The 24165-nt window shown below is 62.4% G+C and carries 17 protein-coding genes; 13 read left to right on the top strand and 4 right to left on the bottom strand.

What is annotated here, in order from left to right; translation table 11 throughout:
• Nucleotides 1-155 precede the first annotated feature (155 nt).
• From JG739_RS08540 to JG739_RS08500, 9 genes are all read left to right on the top strand, one after another.
• Nucleotides 156-536 carry a Fur family transcriptional regulator gene (locus JG739_RS08540; protein WP_202366082.1) on the top strand — a complete coding sequence of 127 codons (381 nt, stop codon included), beginning with the start codon at nucleotides 156-158 and terminating at the stop codon, nucleotides 534-536.
• A gap of 87 nt (nucleotides 537-623) precedes the next feature.
• Nucleotides 624-1628, top strand: a complete 1005-nt coding sequence (locus tag JG739_RS08535; protein ID WP_202366081.1) for a CobW family GTP-binding protein — start codon at nucleotides 624-626, stop codon at nucleotides 1626-1628.
• Between the two features lie 81 nt (nucleotides 1629-1709).
• Entirely contained in the window at nucleotides 1710-1970 is a 261-nt protein-coding gene (locus JG739_RS08530; protein ID WP_202366080.1) for a nitrate reductase, read from the top strand.
• Between the two features lie 376 nt (nucleotides 1971-2346).
• The gene (locus JG739_RS08525; RefSeq protein ID WP_202366079.1) at nucleotides 2347-3792 is read left to right on the top strand and encodes a homospermidine synthase; all 1446 of its coding nucleotides are present in this window, start codon (nucleotides 2347-2349) and stop codon (nucleotides 3790-3792) included.
• Between the two features lie 199 nt (nucleotides 3793-3991).
• On the top strand, nucleotides 3992-4363 hold the full coding sequence (locus JG739_RS08520; protein ID WP_077380452.1) for a hypothetical protein: 372 nt from the start codon (nucleotides 3992-3994) through the stop codon (nucleotides 4361-4363).
• Between the two features lie 168 nt (nucleotides 4364-4531).
• Nucleotides 4532-6616: a bifunctional metallophosphatase/5'-nucleotidase gene (locus JG739_RS08515; RefSeq protein ID WP_202366078.1), complete on the top strand. Its 2085-nt coding sequence runs from the start codon at nucleotides 4532-4534 to the stop codon at nucleotides 6614-6616.
• 136 nt (nucleotides 6617-6752) lie between these two features.
• A complete protein-coding gene (gene hemH / locus JG739_RS08510; RefSeq protein WP_202366077.1) occupies nucleotides 6753-7817 on the top strand; it encodes a ferrochelatase in 1065 nt (354 codons plus the stop codon).
• 151 nt (nucleotides 7818-7968) lie between these two features.
• A complete protein-coding gene (locus tag JG739_RS08505) occupies nucleotides 7969-8919 on the top strand; it encodes an SPFH domain-containing protein (protein ID WP_202366076.1) in 951 nt (316 codons plus the stop codon).
• A 4-nt stretch (nucleotides 8920-8923) separates the two neighbouring features.
• Entirely contained in the window at nucleotides 8924-9394 is a 471-nt protein-coding gene (locus tag JG739_RS08500) for an NfeD family protein (RefSeq protein WP_202366075.1), read from the top strand.
• A gap of 77 nt (nucleotides 9395-9471) precedes the next feature.
• Here the strand turns inward: JG739_RS08500 and JG739_RS08495 are convergent, their stop codons facing one another.
• The gene (locus JG739_RS08495; RefSeq protein ID WP_202366074.1) at nucleotides 9472-10473 is read right to left on the bottom strand and encodes a KpsF/GutQ family sugar-phosphate isomerase; all 1002 of its coding nucleotides are present in this window, start codon (nucleotides 10471-10473) and stop codon (nucleotides 9472-9474) included.
• 163 nt (nucleotides 10474-10636) lie between these two features.
• Here JG739_RS08495 and JG739_RS08490 point away from each other — a divergent pair, with 163 nt between their 5' ends.
• Nucleotides 10637-12370: an outer membrane beta-barrel protein gene (locus JG739_RS08490; protein ID WP_202366073.1), complete on the top strand. Its 1734-nt coding sequence runs from the start codon at nucleotides 10637-10639 to the stop codon at nucleotides 12368-12370.
• A 150-nt stretch (nucleotides 12371-12520) separates the two neighbouring features.
• On the opposite strand, the gene galU is transcribed toward JG739_RS08490, so the two are convergent.
• A complete protein-coding gene (gene galU / locus JG739_RS08485; protein ID WP_202366072.1) occupies nucleotides 12521-13426 on the bottom strand; it encodes a UTP--glucose-1-phosphate uridylyltransferase GalU in 906 nt (301 codons plus the stop codon).
• Between the two features lie 213 nt (nucleotides 13427-13639).
• Here galU and JG739_RS08480 point away from each other — a divergent pair, with 213 nt between their 5' ends.
• Both JG739_RS08480 and JG739_RS08475 read left to right on the top strand, forming a co-directional pair.
• The gene (locus tag JG739_RS08480; RefSeq protein ID WP_202366071.1) at nucleotides 13640-14866 is read left to right on the top strand and encodes a lytic murein transglycosylase; all 1227 of its coding nucleotides are present in this window, start codon (nucleotides 13640-13642) and stop codon (nucleotides 14864-14866) included.
• A gap of 116 nt (nucleotides 14867-14982) precedes the next feature.
• Nucleotides 14983-16218, top strand: coding sequence for an SGNH/GDSL hydrolase family protein (locus tag JG739_RS08475; protein ID WP_202366070.1), 1236 nt, complete (start codon nucleotides 14983-14985; stop codon nucleotides 16216-16218).
• A 58-nt stretch (nucleotides 16219-16276) separates the two neighbouring features.
• Here JG739_RS08475 and JG739_RS08470 read toward each other — a convergent pair whose 3' ends face one another.
• Both JG739_RS08470 and gltB read right to left on the bottom strand, forming a co-directional pair.
• The gene (locus tag JG739_RS08470; protein WP_202366069.1) at nucleotides 16277-17731 is read right to left on the bottom strand and encodes a glutamate synthase subunit beta; all 1455 of its coding nucleotides are present in this window, start codon (nucleotides 17729-17731) and stop codon (nucleotides 16277-16279) included.
• A 144-nt stretch (nucleotides 17732-17875) separates the two neighbouring features.
• Complete coding sequence (gltB, locus tag JG739_RS08465; protein ID WP_202366068.1) at nucleotides 17876-22624, bottom strand: glutamate synthase large subunit; 4749 nt, start codon at nucleotides 22622-22624, stop codon at nucleotides 17876-17878.
• A 483-nt stretch (nucleotides 22625-23107) separates the two neighbouring features.
• Between gltB and JG739_RS08460 the strand changes: the two genes are divergently transcribed.
• A complete protein-coding gene (locus tag JG739_RS08460) occupies nucleotides 23108-24160 on the top strand; it encodes a threonine aldolase family protein (RefSeq protein WP_202366067.1) in 1053 nt (350 codons plus the stop codon).
• The last annotated feature ends 5 nt before the right edge of the window (nucleotides 24161-24165 follow it).

Genomic DNA, 24165 nt, shown 5'->3' with positions numbered 1-24165 from the left:
ATCTCCGCGGGAGCCATCAAAGTCAGCCCCGCTCTTGACGATCCGTTATGTTATGTTATCACGCTCGTCAATTCAAAATGTTATACTATTACTGACGCTGGCGATTGTGCTCAAACTGCCTGGAACAAACTGCCTGGAATACGGGGGAACAGCGGATGCCCGGACGCAACCAGCAACTGGTACTCGACGCCCTGGCGCGCTCCGAGAGGCCGATGGGGGCCTATGAACTGCTTGGACTTCTTCGCCAGCAAGGGCTCCGCTCACCGCTACAGATCTATCGCGCTTTGGGTCGGCTCGTCGAGCAGGGCCTGGTTCACCGGATCGAGAGCCTGAGCGCGTTTGCGCTCTGCGTCCACAGCGAATGCGGCACCCATGGGCGCGCCGCCTTTGCAATCTGCGCGAATTGCGGGCGGGCAAGTGAAGTTCATGACCCGGCATTGGAGCGGGTGCTGCGCCGGATTGCCCGACGGCAGGGCTTCCAAACCAACTCGGCCACGGTGGAGCTTTCGGGTCTATGCGAGGCTTGCGCGCATTGAACAGACGCCGGCCTTCCGTTTACGGGCGATCCAGTTGGCTGGCGCCTGACCCAGCTGAAATCCGCAAACCAACATTCGGAGACGACCATGCCGCTTGAAGCCTCCCAGAAAACGCCCGTCACAGTTCTTACCGGTTACCTTGGCGCCGGCAAGACGACGCTGCTCAACCGCATCCTGTCCGAACAGCACGGCAAGCGATACGCCGTGATCGTCAACGAGTTTGGCGAGATTGGCATCGACAACGACCTCATCGTCGATACCGACGAAGAAGTCTTCGAGATGAACAACGGCTGCATCTGCTGCACGGTGCGCGGCGACCTGATCCGTATCATTGAGAGCTTGATGCAGCGCAGAGACCGTTTCGACGCCATTCTGATCGAGACGACCGGCCTTGCTGATCCCGCCCCCGTCGCCCAGACCTTCTTCGTCGACGACGATGTGAGGCAGAAGACGAAACTCGACGCGATCATCACCGTCACCGATGCCAAGCATCTCATCGGCGAACTGGATCATGCGCACGAGGCGCAGGAGCAACTCGCCTTCGCCGATATCGTCATACTGAACAAGACCGACCTGGTGGCGCCGACCGAACTCAAGGCAGTGGAGGCGCGCATTCGCAGGATCAACCCGACGGCTGCGATCAAGCATTCCATACGTTGCGTCGTTCCACTCGACGAGGTTCTGGATCGCGACGCGTTCGATCTGAACCGTGTCCTCGAAGTCGAGCCGGACTTTCTCGACGCGGCCCACGCCCATGTGCATGACGATCACGTCACCAGCTTCTCTCTCGTCACGGAAGCTTCGATCGATCCGCGCAAGTTCTTGCCGTGGATCCAGATGATCACACAGAAATTCGGCATCGACATGCTGCGCATGAAAGGCATCCTGGCGTTCAAGGGCGATGAACACCGCTTTGTCGTTCAGGCCGTCCACATGCTGCTCGAAGGCGACCACCAGCGCCCCTGGAAAGAGGGGGAGAAGCGCGTCAGCCGCCTGGTATTTATCGGCCGCAACCTGCCTAAGGACCTGATTGAAGACGGCTTCCTCAAATGCCGTGTCGAAATGGACTCCCTAGCGGCGCTGAATGCATAGGTTCGGCAAGGCCGACGGCAGCGCGCGTCCTTTATCCCATTAGTCTGCCCGAGCGCCTTCGTCTTCGGAACGGGAGTGTATATGAACCGTCTCGCGAACCCACTCGCCCCGCGCGGCCTTGTCCTTCCGGAGAAGACCAGACTGATCAAGGTCTGGGTTCGCAGGACTTGCGGGCTCGATGACGATATCGTCGTGTCCGTCACGGAGCTGGCATGCCGCAAAGATGGCTGTCCCGACATCGAAACGGTGATCGGCATAATGCGTCCCGGCGAGAAAATCGAGACGATCCGGGTCAACAAGGCAATCGCCGATGTGACCTCGCACGATTTGCGGCGAGGGTGAATGGATTGGATATCCGCAGGGTGTTCGGCCTCTCGACCGAAGCTGTTGCGCTTACCGAGTGTCACCGGAATGTGACCGAGATCGGGAACCATCGACGAGAGCTGGTGCTCGCTGCATCTTTCGCCGCGCCATTGCTGCGCTCGACTTCGCCCAACTCGACTACAAGGGCCAAACTCGATCACGGGGAATGATGGCCGACCGTCAGCGGCTGGTCGTCCCCTCCTTAACCACATGACGAATGCGGCGTAGCTCGCGGCTTTTCGCTGGTTTATGACAATGATCTGTGGTTGTAGCGCGTGGCGGTCGGGCAAAAAAATGCTCCGCTTTGCGTCTGTCTGCCCTGCTTTTCAGCCTGTTTGAGGGAGTAATCGATAAAATGGCGAATGAAAACTGGCCCGTTTACGGTGAGATCACCGGCCCTGTCGTGATGATCGGCTTCGGCTCGATCGGACGGGGAACGCTGCCGCTGATCGAGCGCCATTTCAAATTCGACAAGTCGCGCATGACGGTCATCGACCCACTCGATACCGATCGCAAGCTGCTCGACGAGCGCGACATCACCTTCATGCAGGATGCGGTGACCAGCAAGAACTATAAGAAGCTTTTGACGCCGCTGCTGACCAAAGGTGGTGGCCAGGGCTTTTGCGTCAACCTGTCGGTCGACACCGGCTCGGTGGATCTGATGCGGCTCTGTCGCAAGCTAGGTGTGCTTTATATCGACACCGTCGTCGAGCCATGGCTCGGCTTCTATTTCGACACCAAGGCCGACCCTGGCAGCCGCACCAATTATGCGCTGCGCGAATCCATGCTCGAAGAAAAGCGCGCGCACCCCGGCGGGGCGACCGCAATCTCCACCTGCGGCGCCAACCCAGGCATGGTCTCGTGGTTCGTCAAGCAGGCGCTGGTCAACCTCGCCACCGATCTTGGCCTCGAGTTCTCGGAGCCCGCGCAGCACGATCGCGACGGCTGGGCCAGGCTGATGAAGAAGGCCGGCGTCAAGGGTATCCACATCGCCGAGCGCGACACGCAGCGCACCAAGAAGCCGAAGCCGATGAACGTGTTCTGGAATACCTGGTCCGTCGAAGGCTTCATCTCAGAAGGGCTGCAACCAGCCGAGCTCGGCTGGGGCACGCATGAGAAATGGATGCCGAAGAACGGCAAGAAGCACAAGCATGGCTCGAAGGCCGCAATCTATCTGGAGCAGCCGGGCGCCAACACGCGCGTGCGCAGCTGGTGCCCGACGCCGGGCCCGCAATATGGCTTCCTGGTGACGCACAACGAGTCGATCTCGATCGCCGACTTCTTCACCCTGCGCGGCAAGAAGGGCAAGGTCCAATATCGCCCGACCTGTCACTATGCCTACCATCCCTGCAACGACGCCGTGCTGTCGCTGCACGAGATGTTCGGCGCCGCCGGCAAGGCCCAGCCGGTGCATCACGTGCTCGATGAAAACGAACTCGTCGACGGTGTCGACGAGCTCGGCGTGCTGCTCTACGGCCACGACAAGAACGCCTATTGGTACGGCTCGCAGCTGTCGCTGGCGGAGGCGCGCAAGCTGGCGCCTTATCAGAACGCCACCGGCATGCAGGTCACGTCGGCAGTGCTGGCGGGCATGGTCTGGGCGCTGGGAAACCCCGACGCCGGCATCGTCGAGGCGGACGAGATGGATTACAGGCGCTGCCTGGAAGTGCAGTCGCCCTATCTCGGGCCGATCAAGGGCTACTACACCGACTGGACGCCGCTCGACAACCGTCCTGGGCTGTTCCCGGAAGACCTCGACGAAAACGACCCATGGCAATTCCGCAACATCCTCGTTCGATAGTGCAGCATCCTCGTTCGATAGCAATATCTCACTGCCTTGCAATCGTCTGGAAATCGGGCGATTGAAGGAAGGCGGCCTGGAGCGAACGTGCATCCGTCTGGACGCACAAAGTATGCTCTGGCGCCTTGAGTGTACGCATCGTGCTTTCCGAAAAATCGCATCGATTTTCGGGCCAATGCGAGAGGAGAGGATCTTGATGATGACGATTGCGCGCAAATTGCTTTCGGCCGGCATTGTCGCGGCCGCTGCAGCCTTGGCGGCGTGTACCACAGCCGGCCCGGGCGGGCCGCCATTGGCCACGCGGAGTCCGGTCGAAGGCTCATGGATCGACGCCCAGGGCACGGGCCTGTCGACCTTCGCCGGCGGCAGCTTCAAGACCGTCGCCACCGACACCGGCCAGAAGCTTGCCGACGGCAGCTACGCCATGACCGGCGGCACCTCGGTCCAAATCCAGGGCACTTCGCTGATCCGCCAGACGCCGATCAGCTTCAACTGCTTGCTGATCTCCACCTCGCAGCTTAATTGCACCAGCGTGAGCGGGCAGAACTTTGTGCTGACGCGACGCACCTGAGCCAGTAGTGAACCGGCTTTTGCAAAGGACGGAGGCTTGAGGCCGCCGTCCTTTTTGCGCCGGCAAAGCTGGTCCCGATTCCGCTTGCATCGGCTAAAACGCGATGTGAACATGGGCGAAAAGCCGGCAGTCGAGCATGGCGTTAAACAGGTCATCCGGGAGACGAAGATGAAGAAGATCGCCGCCATCGCCGCCCTGTCGGCGTCTACGCTCGGCCTGTCGACCGGCGTGTCCCTTGCCGACTACACGCTGAACATCCTGCACATCAACGACTGGCACAGCCGCATCGAAAGCAACAACAAATATGAATCGACCTGCTCGGCCGAAGAGGAGACCAAGGGCGAGTGCACCGGCGGCGCGGCGCGGCTGATCACGGCGATCTCCCAGGAGCGCAAGAAGCTGGAAGGCCAGAACGTGCTGCTGCTCAGCGCCGGCGACAATTTCCAGGGTTCGCTGTTCTACACGACCTACAAGGGCAAGACCGAAGGCGAATTCCTCAACCAGATGAAATTCGACGCCATGGCGGTCGGCAATCACGAGTTCGACGACGGCGAGGCGGCCTTGGCGCCGTTCCTGGATATGATCAAGTTTCCGGTGCTCGGCGCCAATGTGAAGGCCAACGCGCAATCCAAGCTCGGTGACCGCGTGAAGCCGTCTGTTGTGATCGAGGTCGGCGGCCAGAAGATCGGCGTCGTCGGCGCGGTCACCAACGACACGCCGGAACTCGCTTCGCCAGGACCTAACGTCACGATCGAGGACGACGTCAAGTCGATCACATCAGAGGTCGAGAGGCTGAAGGGAGAAGGCGTCAACAAGATCATCGCAGTCACCCATATTGGTTACAAGCGCGAGCGTGACGTCATCGCCAAGATTCCGGGTGTCGACGTAGTGGTTGGCGGCCACAGCCATTCGCTGCTGTCCAACACCGACCCCAAGGCCGAGGGCCCCTACCCGACCATGGTCGACAATCCGGGCGGCTACAAGGTGCCGGTCGTCCAGGCGGCGTCCTATTCGAAATATCTCGGCGAGTTCAAGGTCGTGTTCGACGATAACGGCGTCGTCAAGCAAGCCAGCGGCGACCCGATCTACCTCGACAAATCGATCACGCCGGACCCCGCCGTGCTTGCCCGCATCAAGGAACTCGGGGCGCCGATCGAGGCGTTGAAGAACCAGGAGGTCGCCGAAACCACCAAGGCGATCGACGGCAGCCGTGAGAACTGCCGCACCCGCGAGTGCGAGATGGGCAATCTTGTCTCCGATGCCGTCCTCGACCGCGTCAAGGACCAGGGTGTCGAGATCGTCATCACGAATGGCGGCGGTCTGCGCGCTTCGATCGACCAGGGCACCGTCACCATGGGCGAAGTGCTGAACGTGCTGCCGTTCCAGAACACAGTGGCGACCTTCCAGATTTCCGGCAAGGATCTGATCGCCGGGCTCGAGAACGGTCTCAGCCAGATCGAGCACGGCGCCGGACGCTTCCCGCAGGTTGCCGGCCTAAAGTATTCATTCGACAAATCGGCCGCCGCAAATGCCGGGCGCGTCAAGTCGGTCCAGGTCATGCAAGGCGGCGCGTGGACGCCGATCGATCCGGACAAGGACTACCTGGTCGCCACCAACAACTATGTCCGCCAGGGCGGCGACGGCTACAAGGTGTTCGCCGACAAGGCCAAGAATGCCTACGATTACGGTCCGGGCCTCGAACAGGTGGTTGCCGATTATCTCGGCGCGAATCGGCCCTATACGCCGAAGCTCGATGGCCGCATCACCGAAATCACGGCCGCCGCCGCGGCGGAATCGGCCCAGCAAACGGCCCAGGAATCGGCCCAGGAGCCGGCCCAGGAGCCGGCGAAGCCGGCCGAGGCTCCCGCTCCGGCCGAGCCGGCAAAACCAGCTGAAACGGCTCCAGCCGCGACTGCGGAGCCGGCGATGCCCGAACCGCCGGCCGGTTCGGACGATATTGCCACGACACCGCCAGCCGTGCCGGCGGAACCCGCCCCGGCAACGCCGGCACCTGCCGAGCCGGCGAAGCCAGCCGAGGCGGCACCGGCGCCTGCGGCGGAACCGGCCAAACCAGCCGAGGCAACACCGGCCGAAAGCAGCCATGTGATCGTTGCCGGCGACACCTATTGGGATTTGGCGGAAAAGGCCTATGGCGATGGCGCCAGGTGGAAAATGATCTCCGACGCCAACAAGGACTACGAGCCGCGCCGCCTTCCCGTCGGCGCAACCTTGACCATCCCGGCCGCAAACTGAATTCTTCTGTCATTGTTGGAAAACCCGTCCGGCTAACCGGGCGGGTTTTTCTGCTTTCGCTGATAAGGTGCGGCCAGACGCTGCATTGAAAACCGGCGCGGCATCGCTAGTTTCGCGCGGTGTGCGGAGATCCCTTATGACGCCTTCCAACCCTGCCGATCCCAAGGCCGCGAAGGTCCTCGGCCCGCTGCCGGCAGGACAGCCGCCGGTCGGGGCGGGCAGGATCGGAGTCATGCTGGTCAATCTCGGCACGCCCGACGGCACGGAATTCAAGCCGATGTGGCGCTATCTCAGGGAATTCCTGTCCGATCCGCGCGTCATCGAGCTCAACAAGGCGATCTGGTACCCGATCCTCTACGGGCTGGTTCTCACCACACGGCCGAAGAAGTCGGGCGCCAACTATGCCAGGATCTGGAACCGGCAGCGTGACGAGTCGCCGCTACGCACCTACACCCGCGCTCAGAGCGAAAAGCTGACCGAGGCGCTGCGCGACCTGCCAGGCATCACCGTCGACTGGGCCATGCGTTACGGCAATCCGTCGACTGAGAGCGTCGCCAAACGGTTGGTCGCGCAAGGCTGCGACCGCATTCTGACTTTTCCGCTTTATCCGCAATATTCCGCGACCACCACCGCGACCGCCAACGACCAGCTGTTTCGCGCGCTGATGAAGATGCGCCGCGCCCCGGCGATCCGCAGCGTGCCGCCCTACTATGCCGAACCGGTCTATATCGAGGCGCTTGCCCGTTCGATCGAGCGCCATCTGGCGAGCCTCGATTTCGAGCCGGAAATGATCATCGCCTCCTATCACGGCATTCCAAAACCCTATTCCGACAAGGGCGACCCCTATCAGGCGCATTGCCTGGAGACGACCCGGCTGCTGCGTGAAAAGCTCGGCTGGGACGAGAAGAAGCTGATCACCACGTTCCAGTCGCGCTTCGGTGCGCAGGAATGGCTGCAGCCTTACACCGACAAGACGGTCGAGAAACTGCCCGCAGAAGGCGTGAGATCGATCGCCATCGTCAACCCGGGTTTTTCTGTCGACTGCATCGAGACGCTGGACGAGATCGGCAGGGAGGCGGCCGAGACTTTTCATCATGCCGGCGGCGAGAAGTTCGCGCACATCCCCTGCCTCAACGACAGTGCCGAGGGCATGGCGGTGATCGAGGCGATGGTGCGGCGCGAACTGTCTGGCTGGATCTGAAGCGGAAGTACAATCGAACGCCGCGAGCCGGCTTTCAATGCACCGTTAGTCCACTATCACCTGATTGTAACGTTCCTGAAACACAATTAAGTGTTTGGTGAAGTCGGTCGCGTTGAAACATTTGCGTGGCCGGCATCTGAGGGAGAGCCAAATGGATTTCAGTGGTTTCGATATCGCGCTTCTTGTTCTTGTCGCCCTTGTCGTGCTCGTGCTTTTCAAAGGCATCCGGACAATACCGCAAGGCTACAATTATACCGTCGAACGCTTTGGCCGTTATACCAAGACATTGAGCCCCGGCCTCAACCTCATCGTGCCGTTCATCGACCGCATCGGCTCCAGATTGAACATGATGGAGCAGGTGCTCGACGTCCCGACCCAGGAGATCATCACCCGCGACAACGCCACCGTCGCCGTCGACGGCGTCGCCTTCTACCAGGTGCTCAACGCCGCCCAGGCCGCCTACCAGGTCGCCGGGCTGGAGAACGCCATCCTCAACCTGACGATGACCAACATCCGCACCGTGATGGGCTCGATGGATCTCGACGAGCTTTTGTCGAACCGCGACGCCATCAACGAACGCCTGCTGCGCGTCGTCGACGAGGCGGCGCATCCCTGGGGCATCAAGATCACCCGCGTCGAGATCAAGGACATCAATCCACCGGCCAATCTCGTCGAATCGATGGGGCGCCAGATGATGGCCGAACGCAACAAGCGCGCGCAGATCCTCGACGCCGAAGGCCTCAAGCAGTCGCAGATCCTGGAAGCCGAGGGTCGCAAGGAAGCCGCCTTCCGCGACGCCGAGGCGCGCGAACGCTCAGCCGAGGCCGAGGCCCGCGCCACGCAGGTGGTGTCGGAAGCGATCGCCAAGGGCGACGTGCAGGCGCTCAACTACTTCGTTGCGCTGAAATACACCGAAGCACTGACCAGGATCGGCTCCGCCACAAACAGCAAGGTCGTGCTGATGCCTATGGAAGCTTCATCATTGATCGGCACCCTCGGCGGCATCGGCGCGATCGCCAAGGAAGTCTTCGGCGCAGAGGGCACTGCCGGCACCACGCGGCAAGCTGCACGCCCGCCCGTGGTTCGTCCCAGCGAGACCTGAGCCCATGTTCGAACGCATCATTTCCGAACTCGGCCCCTGGGTTTGGATGGTTCTCGGCTTCGTCCTCCTGGTGATGGAGGTCATCGCACCGGGCATATTCATGCTGTGGATCGGCATCGCCGCGCTGCTGATCGGCGTGGTTTCCCTGCTCATCTGGGACGCGGACTTCTGGACCTGGCAAATCCAGGTTCTCGCCTTCCTGGCGATGTCGTTGGTTTCAACCTATGTCGGCAAGAGACTGGCGGGCGGACGCCATGACCCGACAGACCAGCCGCTGCTGAACCGCCGCGGCGAACAAATGATCGGCAGGATGGCCACGCTGGCCGAGCCGATCAAGGACGGCCGCGGTCGCATAAAGCTGGGCGACACGCTATGGCGCGTCTCCGGCCCCGATCTCCCGGCCGGCACGCAGGTGCGCGTGACGGGCGCGGCCGACACTGATCTGGAACTGACGGTCGAGGCGGTCCTGGACTGATCCCACCATCTCGGCGGTGCGACTTCAAACGGACCTGAGCTCTGTCAGAGACTGTTTGGAAATTCTCTCTGACGAGCTCAGGCCGCGCCGATGCGCAGCAGGTCGTGCAGATGGACAAGTCCGACCGGCCGTCTGCCTTCGACAACCATCAGGCTGGAGATGGTCGAACTGTTGATCGTCTGCAGCGCAGTCGCCACCAGCGTATCCGGTCCGGCCGTCTTCGGCTCCTTGGTCATGACCTGGTCGACGCTCATCGCCAGAAGATTGCTGCCGATGTGGCGCCTGATGTCGCCGTCGGTGATGATGCCGATCAGCGTACCATCCGCAGCGGTTATCGCCACGCAGCCAAACCCCTTGCGCGACAATTCGAGGATCGCTTCGTGCATTCCAGTGCCGGAAGGCACCAGCGGCAGCCTGTCGCCGACATGCATGATGTCGCGGATCTGCGTCAGATTGGCGCCAAGTTGCCCACCGGGATGGAAGGTGCGGAAATGATCCGGCGTAAAACCGCGCGCTTCGAGCAGCGCGATGGCCAGTGCATCGCCGATCACCAGTTGCAGCAGCGTCGATGTCGTCGGCGCCAGGCCGTGCGGGCAGGCTTCCGGCGCACGCGGCAGCAAAAGCACCACATCGGCCGCCCGCGCCAGCGCCGAACGCTCTCCGGCGGTGACTGCGATCAGCGGAATCGAGAAGCGCCTGGAATAGGCGATGATGCCCTTGAGCTCGCGGCTCTCGCCCGACCACGATATGGCGATGATGGCGTCGTCCCTGGCGATCATGCCGAGGTCGCCATGATTGGCTTCGGCAGAATGGACGAAGAAAGCCGGCGTGCCGGTCGAGGCGAGCGTCGCCGCGATCTTTGAGCCGATATGGCCGCTCTTGCCGACGCCGGTGACGATGACGCGGCCGGCGATATGCGACACCAGATCGACGGCGCGCGCGAACGGTTCGGTCAATCCGTTTTCGAGCGCGGCCGCCAGCGCCGCGACTCCGGCCTGCTCGGTCGCTACCGTTCTAAGCGCCGAGGCGATCGAAGCCTGCCCATCTAGCCGCTTCTTGTCTGGGGATCCCGCATGCATGGCTGATGCGATTAGCGCTTTGCCGCGCGCCTGTCCAACGGAATTGCCATCCGGTAGCTAATCCAATGGGCTTTGATCGACCGCCGCCTCAACCCTGCGTTAACCATCCCCGTTTACGGTTCGGTAAGTATGGCGCGCGTGCGCCGCGCAAGCAGTGGTAGCAATGTCCGGGACCAAGCCTGAAAAGAAAGAAAGACGAAACGGCAAGGCGGTCTGCGCCTTGCTGCTGGCGACCAGCGTCTTCGCCTTGCTGCGGCCTGCGCAACCCTATGCCCAGGTTACCGAGCTGCGCGGCGAGGTTTCGGAATCAGCGATTCTGGATGACCAGCAGCGCAAAACCAGGCAATTGAGCATCGCCCAGGATCAGACGGCGCAGGCAGGGGCAACCACCCAGAGCACTGCGCCGACGCCTCCCTATCAGCCGGCCAGCCCGGGCGCCGTGCAGGACGACGACACGGCACCGGCGACCGGCAGCATTTTTGATCCGCCGGAAGCAACCGACGATCCGTTTGCGGACACCCCCGCTCCCGTCCCGCCGCGCCGGCCATCGAGCACAACGCAGGGCGCCGCCGATCAGGAGGAGGCCGCCCAGACACAGGCCGCCGCGACGACGGCCACGACCGATGACGAGGACACCGCCGAGACCGACCAGGACCCAATCAATTCCCGTGCCGTGACCATCGATTCCGCCGACAGGCAGCAGCTCGATCCGGGCGCCGAGCGCGTCGAAGCCATCGAAGGCCGGGACAGGAGGGCCGAGGACGACCCGTTCGCCGCCACCGGCATCAAACTCGGCTCCTTCGTGATCAGGCCGACGCTCGAGCAAGGCCTGAGGGCCTCATCGAATGCCGATTCAAGCAGCGAAGGCAAGCCGGCCCTGCTGTCGGAAACGACGCTGCGCTTCAATGCCATCTCCGACTGGCGGGAGAATTCGGCTACCGTCGACGGCTACGGCACGTTTCTCAAGACCATATCGGGCGACGAGGTTGAGGAGGCGCGCGGCCGTGTCGAAGGCATGCTCAATGTCGACTTCGACAACGATCTGCGCGCTATCGCCAGGCTCGGCTACGAGGCGGCGCCGGAATCGGCTTCCTCGCCGGTCGTCATCGAAGGCACAGTCGAGCAGCCGGTGCGCCAGACCATTGACGGCAGCCTGGCAGTCGAGAAGGATGCCGGCAAGATGCGCTTCGCCCTGACCGGCGCAGTCGAACACGACATCTACGGCGACGCCAAGCTTTCGACGGGCGGAACGCTGTCGCAGAAAGACCGAGATTCGACGCTCTATACCGCCACCTTGCGCACCGGCTATGAGATTTCGCCCGCCATCACCCCCTTCACCGAGGTCGAAATCGGCCGCCGGGTCTATGATTTGCGCGTCGACAGCAATGGTTTCGAACGATCCTCGACGCGGCTTGGAGTTCGGGCCGGCGCCGAGCTGGACCTCGGCGAGAAGCTTGCCGGCGAGTTCTCGGCCGGCTGGCTGCGCGAGGCGATCGACGACGACCGCCTGCGTGCAATTTCGGGCGCCACGGTGAATGCCGACCTCAGATGGTCGCCGGAACGCGGCACCACGATCGGCCTCACCGGACAGACGATCGTCGAGGGCACGACAACCGCCAACGAAAGTGGCACCATCCTTTACTCCGGCCGCCTCACCGCCGAGCGGGAAATCCGTGCCAACCTGACCAGCAACGCAGCTCTCGGCGTTGCCTGGCGCGACTACATCGGATCGGACGGCCATGATCTGACGCTGAGCGCCGAGGCCGGACTGACATGGTGGCTGAACCGATATGCCGGACTGACCACCCGCGCCAGAACTGAAAAACAGACCAGCAACCTCGAGGGCCGCGACTACACCGCCCACAGCATCTTTGTCGGGGTGACGCTGCAGCCGTAAACCGGGCCGTTGCAGGTTTGGGGCATGTCGAGATTCAAGTCGGGCCGTGGCGGGAACGGTGGTCTCGAGAAGCTTTGCATCGCAAAACCGCTGCGCACCCTCGGTTCAGGCCCGAGGGCATGCTTTTGCGCGCATGCATTGGCCCAGGGGTTAAAACGCCGCGCCGCGCTGCTCTGACGGTTTCATCTCGTCGAGAAGCTTGCTGATAACGCCCGCCATGCGTCCGTTTATGTCGCTGCGCCACAGCGCGAAGGCGACATTGGCCTCGACAAAGCCTTCCGGCGATCCGCAATCGAAGGTGCGCCCCCGGTAGTGGCAGCCATAGAAGGGCTGCTGCTTCTCCAGCTTCAGCATCGCATCGGTGAGTTGTATCTCATTGCCGGCGCCTTTCTCCTGGCCTTCAAGTATCCCAAATATCTCCGGCTGCAGGATGTAGCGCCCGTTGATGTATAGATTGGAGGGTGCCGTGCCGGCTTTCGGCTTCTCCACCATGCCGGTAATGCGGAAACCATGATGCGTATCCTCGCCGCGGCCGACGATGCCGTATTTATGCGCCTCGGCGGGGTCGCATTCCTGAACCGCGACGATGTTGTTGCCGGTCTCGGCATAAAGCTCGACCATCTCCTTCATGCAGCTTTTTTCGGACTGCATGATCATATCGGGCAAGAGCAGCGCGAAGGGCTCGTCGCCGACCAGTTCGCGGGCACACCAGACGGCATGGCCAAGACCAAGCGGCACCTGCTGGCGGGTGAAGCTGGTCTGTCCTGGCGAAGGCTGCAGCCGCTGCAGGCGGGCGAGCTCGTCGTCCTTGCCGCGCTGGGCGAGCGTGTCATAGAGTTCGAACTGAACGTCGAAATGGTCCTCGATGACCGCCTTGTTGCGTCCGGTCACGAAGATGAAATGCTCGATGCCGGCTTCTCGTGCCTCGTCGACCACATACTGGATGACAGGCCTGTCGACGACGGTCAGCATTTCCTTGGGTATGGCCTTGGTGGCCGGGAGAAAACGCGTGCCGAGGCCAGCGACCGGGAAAACTGCCTTGCGAACTCTCTTCATGCTGTCAAATATCCGCTTCTAAGGTTGTTCGGCAATCCCGCTTCAAGACATTTTCGCGCCGGAATCTGGGATTATGGAACGGCTGGTCAGAAAAAAATCTGCAGTCCCTAAAGCACCAACCCGCCTTTTCGTTCCCAACGGCACCTATGGTAAACTAAATGCTAACCGGGTTCGGCGATGAATGATCTTCCTGTGATGAAGAAGGAGGAAAAGATGTCCGTTCGCGACGCCGCAAAGCGCTTCACAAGCATCGTTGCGGCCGCCAGTATGTCGCTTGCCTTGCTGATGCCAACCGGATCGGCTTTTGCCGACGCCGGTTTCCGGCAATGGGTGGCGAGCTTCCGCGCCACCGCGGTGCGGAGCGGCGTTTCCGGCGCCGTTTACGACCGCGCATTCGAGGGCATCAGCGATGCCGACCCGGTCGTGCTGGAAAAAGCGCGTTATCAACCCGAATTCACCGCGCCCGCCTGGGACTATTTCGACAACCGCGTCCATGACCAGTCGGTCGCTGTTGGCAAGCAGATGGCCAGGAAGTGGAAGCCGTGGCTGGACAGGATCGAGGCAAGATACGGCGTCGACCGTCATATCCTGCTGGCGATCTGGTCGATGGAATCGAACTACGGCGAAATCCTCAAGCGCGACGATGTCATGCGCAATGTCGTGCGTTCGCTGGCAACGCTTGGCTATGCCGATTCGAGACGATCGAAGTTTGCCCGCACGCAGCTGATCGCGGCGCTAAAAATCCTGCAAAGGGGCGATATCGATAAGAGCCACCTCAGTGGCTCATGGGCCGGCGCCATGGGCCATACCCAGTTCATTCCCACCAGCTATCAGGCCTATGCGGTCGACATGGACGGCGACGGCAAGCGCGACATCTGGAATTCGATTCCCGATGCACTGGCAACGGCCGCCAATCTGCTCAGGAAGAACGGCTGGCAGGCCGGCAGGACCTGGGGCTATGAAGTCAGCCTTCCCGACGGAAGGAAGTTCCCGGCCGGATCGAAGTCACTCTCGCAATGGCAAGCGCTGGGTGTCACGCGTGTCAACGGCAAGCCGTTCAGGAATAGTGCGGAGAAGGCGACGCTGAAGGTGCCAGGCGGCCGTGGCGGCCCGGCTTTCCTGATGGTCAAGAATTTTTCGGTCATCAAGCGCTACAACAATGCCGACAAATACGCAGTTGCCGTTGGCCTTCTTGCCGACGAAATCGCCGGCCATGGTGGGCTTGTGCAGGACTGGAAGCGGCCTTTCACGAAGCTCTCCTTCGAGGAGAGACAGGAGCTTCAGCAACGGCTTTCCCAGTACGGCTACTACGACGGCAAGTTCGACGGCAAGATCGGTGAGGGATCTAGAGCCGCCATCATGGCCTTCCAGGCAAAGGCTGGCTTGACCCAGGACGGACATCCGAGCATGGAAGTGCTCAAATGGCTCAGGCAGAACTAGCCTCGCATAGGGGCTGACCCGGAGCATCGGACCAAAACCGGTTTGGCTCCGATGCTCCAAAAAAAGATAGAGCGGCGGCACGGTTGTCCGGCGCTCCTAAGGGATGGAGACGGCAATTGGTTTCGGCTGCGCGTATCCGTGTGATTCTTCGTCGCGTGCCGATCCTGATTCTGGCTATTGCCGTTCTGGCCGTCAGCACTGCCGCCGTCTTTCACACGCCGGCCGTGGCGCAGGAAGAACAAAGGCGTGGCTGGTCGCTGCGCGACTTGTTGTTTCTGCGCCGAAGCGAGCGGCTGGAGCCGCCGCGACTGATTCAGCCGCGACAGATTCAGAGGATCGGGCCACGCAAGCCAAAAGCCAGAAAGGCCCGTGCCGCGCCGCGCCGGCCGGCTGAGCCGGCAGCCCCGATTGTCGCTAAGGCGCCGGATGCCCGCACCGTTCTGGTGGTCGGCGATTTCATGGCGACCGGCCTCGCCGAGGGTCTCGACACCGCCTTTGCCGAAAACAACAAGGTCAGAATCGTCGTCCGCAGCAACGGTTCGTCCGGTTTCGTGCGTGACGATTTCTACAACTGGCCCGAACAGATCAAGCAGCTGATCGAGACCGAAAAGCCGGCGGCCGTTATCGTCATGCTGGGCTCCAACGATCGGCAGCAGATGCGCGTGAACGGTGAACGCGAACAGCCGCGGTCCGAAGCCTGGACCAAGGAATACGAACGCAGGACCGAAGCGTTCGGCAAGGCCATTGCGTCGGCCAAGGTGCCATATCTGTGGGTCGGCATGCCGGCCTTCAAGGCGCCGAAGATGACCTCCGACATGCTGGCTTTCAACGACATCTACCGCTCGACGGCCGAAAGTCACGGCGGTGAATTCGTCGACATCTGGGACGGGTTCGTCGACGAGGAAGGCGCCTTTGTCACCAGCGGGCCTGACATCAACGGACAGCCGGTGCGCCTGCGCACCGACGACGGCATCTATGTCTCGAAAGCCGGCAAACGCAAGCTCGCCTTCTATGCCGAAAAACCCTTGCTGAAGATCCTTGGAATGACCGCGCCTCCGGGTACACCGGCAGCTTATGCGCCGGCGGGCGCTCCCGTCGGGGCGCCGGCGCCGACGCCCATGCCCGTCGATCGCACCGTGCCGATGCTGCTCAACGATCCGGCACTCGACGGCGGTTCGGAACTTCTCGGCGCCGCAGCGCCGGCACAGCCGGACGGGCCCGGCGAAAAACTCGTCGTCGAGGGCAAGTCATCAGCTGCTTCGCCCGGCCGCGCCGACGATTTTTCCTGGCCGCCAAGGAAGCAGCCTGTGGCGGCGGCCGTGCCCGAAACGACCACGGCGATCACTCCGTAGCGCCGGAAGCGCAGAAAACGCCCTCAGATGGCCGCGGGAGTAGAGTTTCCAGGCGGTCTCAGCGCGGCAGCACGCTCGATCCCATCAGCGCCTCGTCGATCGAACGCGCTGCCTGACGGCCCTCGCGGATCGCCCAGACGACCAGCGATTGACCGCGGCGCACATCGCCCGCCGCATAGAGCTTTTCGACGCTGGTCTTGTAGTCGCGATCATTGGCCTCGACGTTGTTCGAGCGGCGACTGTCGATGGCGATCTTCATCTGGCCAGCCAACTCCGACACCGGTCCGACGGTAGCCGGCCCGGCAAAGCCGATAGCGATGAAGGCGAGATCCGCGCGGATGACGAATTCCGTGCCGGCGATCGGCTTGCGTTTCTCATCGACCTCGCAGCATTTGACGCCGGTCAACGCGCCGTCCTCGCCAATGAATTCGAGCGTCGCCACCTGGAACTCGCGCTCGGCGCCTTCCGCCTGCGAGGACGAGGTGCGCATCTTCGTCGCCCAGTAGGGCCAGACCGAAAGCTTGTCTTCCCTTTCCGGCGGCTGCGGCCGGATGTCGAGCTGGGTGACGCGAACGGCGCCCTGGCGGAAGGCGGTGCCGACGCAGTCGGATGCGGTGTCGCCGCCGCCGACGACGACGACATGCTGGCCGCCGGCGACGATAGGCGGCGACGGCCACGCCACCGACTGGATCGGCTCGCCGCCGATGCGCTTGTTCTGCTGCACCAGGTAAGGCATCGCGTCATGCACGCCGTCGAGATCGTCGCCGGGAATGTTGGCCGGGCGCGGCGTTTCCGAACCGCCGCAATAGAGCACCGCATCATAGTCGGCGAGCAGCTCCGCCACCGGCTTGTCGACGCCGACATTGATCCCGCAATGAAAACTCACGCCCTCGCCTTGCATCTGCTCGATGCGTCGGTCGATATAGTGCTTCTCGATCTTGAAGTCGGGGATGCCGTAGCGCATCAACCCGCCCGGCCGGCTCTCGCGCTCATAGACGTGAACGTCGTGGCCGGCGCGGCCAAGCTGCTGCGCGGCCGCCATGCCGGCCGGCCCCGAGCCAATGATTGCGACGCGCTTGCCGGTTTTCTTTTCCGGCGGATAGGGCCGGATATGACCGGTTTCATAGGCCTTGTCGGCGATCGCCTGCTCGATCGTCTTGATGGCGACCGGAATGTCCTCGAGGTTCAGCGTGCAGGCTTCCTCGCAAGGTGCCGGACAGATGCGGCCGGTGAATTCCGGGAAATTATTGGTCGAATGCAGGTTGCGGATCGCATTGTCCCAGTCGCCGTTGTAGACGAGGTCGTTCCAGTCCGGGATCTGGTTGTGGACCGGGCAGCCGGTCGGCCCGTGACAGTACGGAATGCCGCAATCCATGCAGCGCGCGGCCTGTTTCTCGACCTCCTTGTCCGACATCGGCAGCGTGAACTCGCGAAAATGCCGGATGCGGTCGGAAGCCGGCTGGTACTTGTGCACCTGCCGGTCGATCTCGAGAAACCCTGTTACCTTGCCCATAGTCCAGTCCCTGCTGTCCAGATGGCGCGCTCGACGACGCACCCGTTAACCTCATAAGGCAGCCATGGCAACCTTCAGTCCGAGGCCAGGATTGTTGATGAAGGCGTCGACCGGGAAGCTTGGCTTCCCGGCAGATCCCAAAGCCTATTCCGCCGCAATGCCCATGCGCATGCGTTCCATTTCGATCAGCGCGCGGCGGTATTCGACCGGCATGATTTTCCGGAATTTCGGCCGGAAAGCCGCCCAGTTGTCGAGGATTTCGCGGCCGCGCACCGAACCCGTGTAATGGACGTGGTTCGAGATCAGCTGATAGAGCCGCTCCTCATCATGGCTGGTCATGTCGCCGGACACGTCGACACGGCCTTTGTGGTCGAGGTCGCCGCCATGATGGAGCAGTTTCTCCATCAGGTCGTCTTCTTCGGGAACGGGTTCCAGTTCGACCATCGCCATGTTGCAGCGCTCGGCGAAATCGCCCTCCTCGTCGAGCACATAGGCGACGCCGCCCGACATGCCGGCGGCAAAGTTGCGGCCGGTTTGGCCGATGACGACGACAATGCCGCCGGTCATGTACTCGCAGCCATGGTCGCCAACGCCTTCGACGACGGCGGCGACGCCCGAATTGCGAACCGCAAAACGCTCGCCGGCGACGCCGCAGAAATAGGCCTCGCCCTCGGTCGCGCCGTAGAGCACAGTGTTGCCGACGATGATCGACTCCGCTGCGACAATTTTCGTGTTCTCAGGCGGGCGGATGACGATGCGGCCGCCCGACAGGCCCTTGCCGACATAGTCGTTACCAGCGCCAATCAGATCGAACGAAACCCCCCGCGCCAGGAAGGCGCCAAAAGACTGGCCGGCGGTGCCGGTGAGCTTCACCGAGATCGTGTCCTCACGCAGGCCCTTGTGCTTGAAGCGCTTTGCCACTTCGCCCGACAGCATGGCGCCGGTCGAACGGTCGACATTGCGAATCGGCAGCTCGATGCTGACCGGCTGCCTGGCTTCCAGCGCCGGCTTGGCCAACTCGATCAGCTTGCGGTCGAGGACGTCGTCGATCGGATGCTTCTGCCGTTCGGTCCAGTGCACCGCCTCATGCGGGGCATGCGGCTTGAAGAACATCTTGCTGAAGTCGAGCCCGCGCGCCTTCCAGTGCTGGATCAGCGCCCGCTTCTCCAACAGGTCGGTGTCGCCGATGATCTGGTCGAGGTGGGTGTAGCCCATCTCGGCGAGCAGCGCCCGCACCTCTTCCGCCACATAGAAGAAGAAGTTGATGACATGTTCCGGCGTGCCCTTGAAGCGCTTGCGCAACACCGGATCCTGCGTCGCGACGCCGACCGGGCAGGTGTTGAGATGGCACTTGCGCATCATGATGCAGCCGGCAGCGATCAGCGGCGCGGTCGAGAAGCCGAATTCGTCGGCGCCAAGCAGCGCGCCGATAACGACGTCGCGGCCGGTGCGCAGGCCGCCATCGACCTGCAGCGCGACGCGCGACCTGAGGCCGTTGAGCACCAGCGTCTGGTGCGTCTCGGCAAGGCCCATTTCCCACGGGCTGCCGGCGTGCTTGAGCGAGGTCAGCGGCGATGCGCCGGTGCCGCCGTCATAGCCGGAAATGGTGATGTGATCGGCGCGCGCCTTGGCGACGCCGGCCGCAACCGTGCCGACACCGACTTCCGAGACCAGCTTGACCGAGACGTCAGCCGCCGGATTGACGTTCTTGAGGTCGTAGATGAGTTGCGCCAGATCCTCGATCGAATAGATGTCGTGATGCGGCGGCGGCGAAATCAGGCCGACGCCGGGCGTCGAATGCCTGACCTTGGCAATGGTGGCATCGACCTTGTGGCCGGGCAGCTGGCCGCCCTCGCCGGGCTTCGCGCCTTGCGCGACCTTGATCTGCATCACATCGGAATTCACCAGATATTCCGCCGTCACGCCGAACCGCCCGGAAGCGACCTGCTTGATCGCCGAACGCTCGGGGTTCTTGCCACCGCCCGGCAGCGGCAGGTAACGGTCGGCCTCTTCGCCACCCTCGCCGGTGTTAGACTTGCCGCCGATCGTGTTCATGGCGCGCGCCAGCGTGGTGTGCGCTTCCCTGGAAATCGAGCCGAAGGACATCGCACCGGTCGAGAACCGCTTGACGATATCGGCCGCCGACATGACCTCATCGAGCGCGACCTTCTTGCGCCCGGTTTCTTCGGCCAGCCTGATCTTGAACAGGCCGCGAATGCTCTGCGCCCGCGCCGTCTCGCTGTCGATCTGAGCGGAATAGTCCTTGAACGTCTGCCACGATCCCTGGCGCACGGCGTGCTGCAGGGTGGCCACCGCATCGGGCGACCAGATATGCGCTTCGCCGCGCATGCGGAACATGTATTCGCCGCCGACCTCGAGGCTGTTGCGCAGCACCGGGTCGTTGCCGAAGCCGTCGGCGTGGCGGCTGACCGTTTCGGCTGCGATCTCTTCCAGCCCGACGCCTTCGATCAGCGTCGCGGTGCCGGTGAAATATTTTTGCACGAAATCGGTCTTCAGCCCGATGGCGTCGAAGATCTGCGCGCCGCAATAGGACTGGTAGGTCGAGATGCCCATCTTCGACATCACCTTGAGAATGCCCTTGCCGATCGACTTGATGTAGCGGGAGACGACCTCATTGGCGTCGACTTCGGCCGGCAGCTCGCCGCGCTTGTGCATGTCGAGCAGCGTGTCGAAGGCGAGATAGGGATTGATCGCCTCGGCGCCATAGCCCGCAAGGCAGCAGAAATGATGCACCTCGCGCGGTTCGCCGGACTCGACGACCAGCCCCACCGACGTGCGCAATCCCTTGCGGATCAGATGATGGTGGACCGCCGCCGTCGCCAGCAATGCCGGGATGGCGATGCGGTCCGGCCCGAGCTGACGGTCGGACAGGATGATGATGTTGTAGCCGCCGGCGACCGCCGCCTCGGCGCGCTCGCACAGCCGGTCGATGGCGCCCTGCATGCCGGCCGCGCCTTCGTTCGAAGCATAGGTGATGTCGATCGTCTTGGTGTCGAAACGGTCCTCGGTATGACCGATGGAGCGGATCTTCTCCAGATCGCCATTGGTCAGGATCGGCTGGCGCACTTCGAGCCGCTTGCGACGCGAATTGCCGACGAGGTCAAAGATGTTCGGCCTCGGCCCGATGAAGGACACCAGGCTCATCACCAGTTCCTCGCGGATCGGGTCGATCGGCGGGTTGGTGACCTGGGCGAAGTTCTGCTTGAAATAGGTGTAGAGCAGCTTCGATCTGTCCGACATCGCCGAAATCGGCGTGTCGGTGCCCATTGAGCCGACCGCTTCCTGGCCGGTGGTCGCCATCGGCGACATCAACAGCTTGGTGTCTTCCTGGGTAAAGCCGAACGCCTGCTGGCGATCGAGCAGGCTGACGTCCCTGCGCAGCGCCCGCGGCTCGACCGGCTTCAGGTCTTCGAGGATGAGCTGGGTGTTGGCGAGCCAGCTCTTGTAGGGATGCCGGGTCGCGATCTCCGACTTGATCTCCTCGTCGGAAACGATGCGACCCTTCTCCAGGTCGATCAAAAGCATGCGGCCGGGCTGCAGCCGCCATTTCTTGACGATCCTTTCCTCCGGCACCGGCAGCACGCCGGCTTCCGAGGCCATGATGACGCGATCGTCGTCGGTGACGATGTAGCGCGCCGGACGCAGCCCGTTGCGGTCGAGCGTGGCGCCGATCTGGCGGCCGTCGGTGAAGGCCACCGCCGCCGGCCCGTCCCACGGCTCCATCAGGGCGGCGTGGTATTCATAAAAGGCCTTGCGATCTTGATCCATCAGCTTGTTGCCGGCCCAGGCCTCAGGGATCAGCATCATCATCGCGTGAGCGAGCGAGTAGCCGCCCTGCGTCAGGAATTCGAGCGCATTGTCGAAACAGGCGGTGTCCGACTGCCCCTCATAGGAGATCGGCCACAGCTTGGAGATGTCGTTGCCGAACAGTTCGGAATCGACCGAAGCCTGCCGAGCCGCCATCCAGTTGACGTTGCCGCGCAGCGTGTTGATCTCGCCATTGTGGGCGACCATGCGATAGGGATGCGCCAGCTTCCACGACGGGAAGGTGTTGGTCGAGAAACGCTGGTGGACGAGGATCAGCGCCGTCTCGAAACGGGGATCGGTCAGATCCTTGTAGTAGGCGCCGACCTGGTAGGCCAGGAACATGCCCTTGTAGACGATGGTCCGCGATGACATCGACACGACGTAGAAGCCATTGTCGACGCCCTTGGTCTCTTCGTGGATACGGCCGGAAATGACCTTGCGCAGGATGTAGAGCCGCCGCTCGTAGTCGTCGTCGCTCTCGATTTCGGCGCCACGACCCAGAAACACCTGCCGCTGGACCGGTTCGGAAGCAGCGATATCAGGCGCCTTTGACAGCGATGAATTGTCGACCGGCACGTCGCGAAAGCCGAGCAGCGGCTGGCCTTCGAGCTGCGCGACCTCGGCGATGATTCCTTCGATATGCGCCTGAAGCTGAGGATCGCGCGGCATGAACATATGGCCGACGGCGTAATGGCCGGGCTTGGGCAGTTCGACCCCCTGGCTGGCCATCTCCTCGCGGAAGAAGCGGTCGGGCAGCTGCACCAGCACACCGGCGCCGTCGCCCATCAGCGGGTCGGCGCCGACGGCGCCGCGATGCGTCAGGTTTTCGAGCACCGCCAGGCCGTCGGCGACGATCTGATGCGACTTGACGCCCTTCATGTTGACGATGAAGCCGACGCCGCAGGCATCGTGCTCGTTGCGCGGATCGTAAAGGCCGTGGGCGGCGAACCCGGTAGGGGTCCGCCCGATCCTGGTCGGGCCAGTGGCGATCGACGGATTTTTGACGGCTGGCGCTTTCGTCTGCGCGGCCGGGCCGTTCGTCGCAGATGGCGTCACTTCCGTCATCGTCCTGTCCTCCATGCCAGCCCTTCGGGCGCTGGTTTCCGTTGGGAAGCGCATGAGCTTCCCTCTCATCCTTGCGGCACGTCTTGCGAAATCCCGTCTTGCGAAATCCTTGCCGAACCAGGCGGCCTGGTTCGCATCCGGCAATCGTACAGGCCAGAGCCGGGCTGTCTATCTGTCGCTCGCGGCAACGGCCGGAGAGGCCCAATGATACGCCAATCCAGCCCGTTTTGTGCGACAAAATAAGACAGCACTACTGTCCTAAATTTTTATGACAGAAATTACGGATGGGCACAAGACCGATTCACAACAATCTTGGGCTGTCCGCGACAGAAAATTACGCGCGGCCACACCAAAACGCAACCTTCGACCGTATGTCCTGTTCTCCGCTCTCGCTGGCTTTACCGCTTTTCCGCCGCTTGGCACTTGCGAGCGGCATGCGAAAGCGGCCAAGGTTGCATCGACTTTCCCAGCACAGGCAAACGCATGAATTTCGCTTCCGACAATTGGGCAGGCGCCCATCCCGACATCTCAGCCAATTTATCCCGGCATGCCACAGGTGCTGCCACTGCTTACGGCGACAGCGACCTGGACCGCGCCATCTATCGGCGCTTCAGCGAAATTTTCGAACGCGAGGTTGCAGTGTTCTTCGTCGCAACCGGTACGGCGGCCAACGCCCTCTCCATGAGCGCGTGCAACCGCATTGGCGGCGTCGCCTTCTGCCATTCCGAAGCGCATATGACCGTCGATGAATTCGGCGCGTCGGGCTTTTTCACCGGAGGAGCGCGTATGTCGCCGGTGCCGGGGGCATTGGGGCGCATCAATCCGCAGGCGCTCGATAGGGCCATCATGCGCTATTCCCAAGACTTGGCTCCCGCCGGGCAACCGATGGCGGTCACGATCACGCAGGCGACTGAAGTCGGCACCGTCTACACCGCCGCCGAGATCACAGCCATCTCCGAAGTGAGCCATCGTCATGGGTTGCCTTTGCATATGGACGGCGCCCGCTTCGCCAACGCGATTGCCGCGATAGACGCCACTGTGGCGGAAATGACCTGGAAGAGCGGCATCGACATCGTCTCCTTTGGCGGCACCAAGAACGGTTGCTGGATGGCCGACGCGGTGGTGGTGCTTAATCCAAACCTGGGACGGGATCTGCGCCTGCTGCGCCAGCGCGCCGCACAGAATTTCTCCAAATCGCGCTTTATCGCGGCGCAGTTCGAAGCATATTTCGCCGACGATCTGTGGCTGAAAACCGCGCGACATGCCAACGTCATGGCCGCGCGCCTGGCGGCAGCAATTGAGGATTCTGCTTCGGCCCGGCTTGCTTGGCCTCCCCAGGCCAATGAAGTCTTCGCAATCCTCAGCCACGACAATGCCGCACGACTGCAGGCGGCCGGCGCCAAATTCTACGAATGGGGAGTACCGCACGGTTTCGACGGTCATCTCAGCGAGAATGAGGCTATCCATCGCTTCGTCACCAGCTTCGCGACCACGGATGAGGACATAGCGCGATTCGAGGCCTTGATCGGCGCGTAGTCCGT

Source organism: Mesorhizobium sp. L-2-11 (assembly GCF_016756595.1).
Lineage (GTDB): Bacteria > Pseudomonadota > Alphaproteobacteria > Rhizobiales > Rhizobiaceae > Mesorhizobium.
The sequence above is the reverse complement of the archived record's forward strand: the minus strand, read 5'-3'. Positions and strand labels throughout refer to the sequence as shown.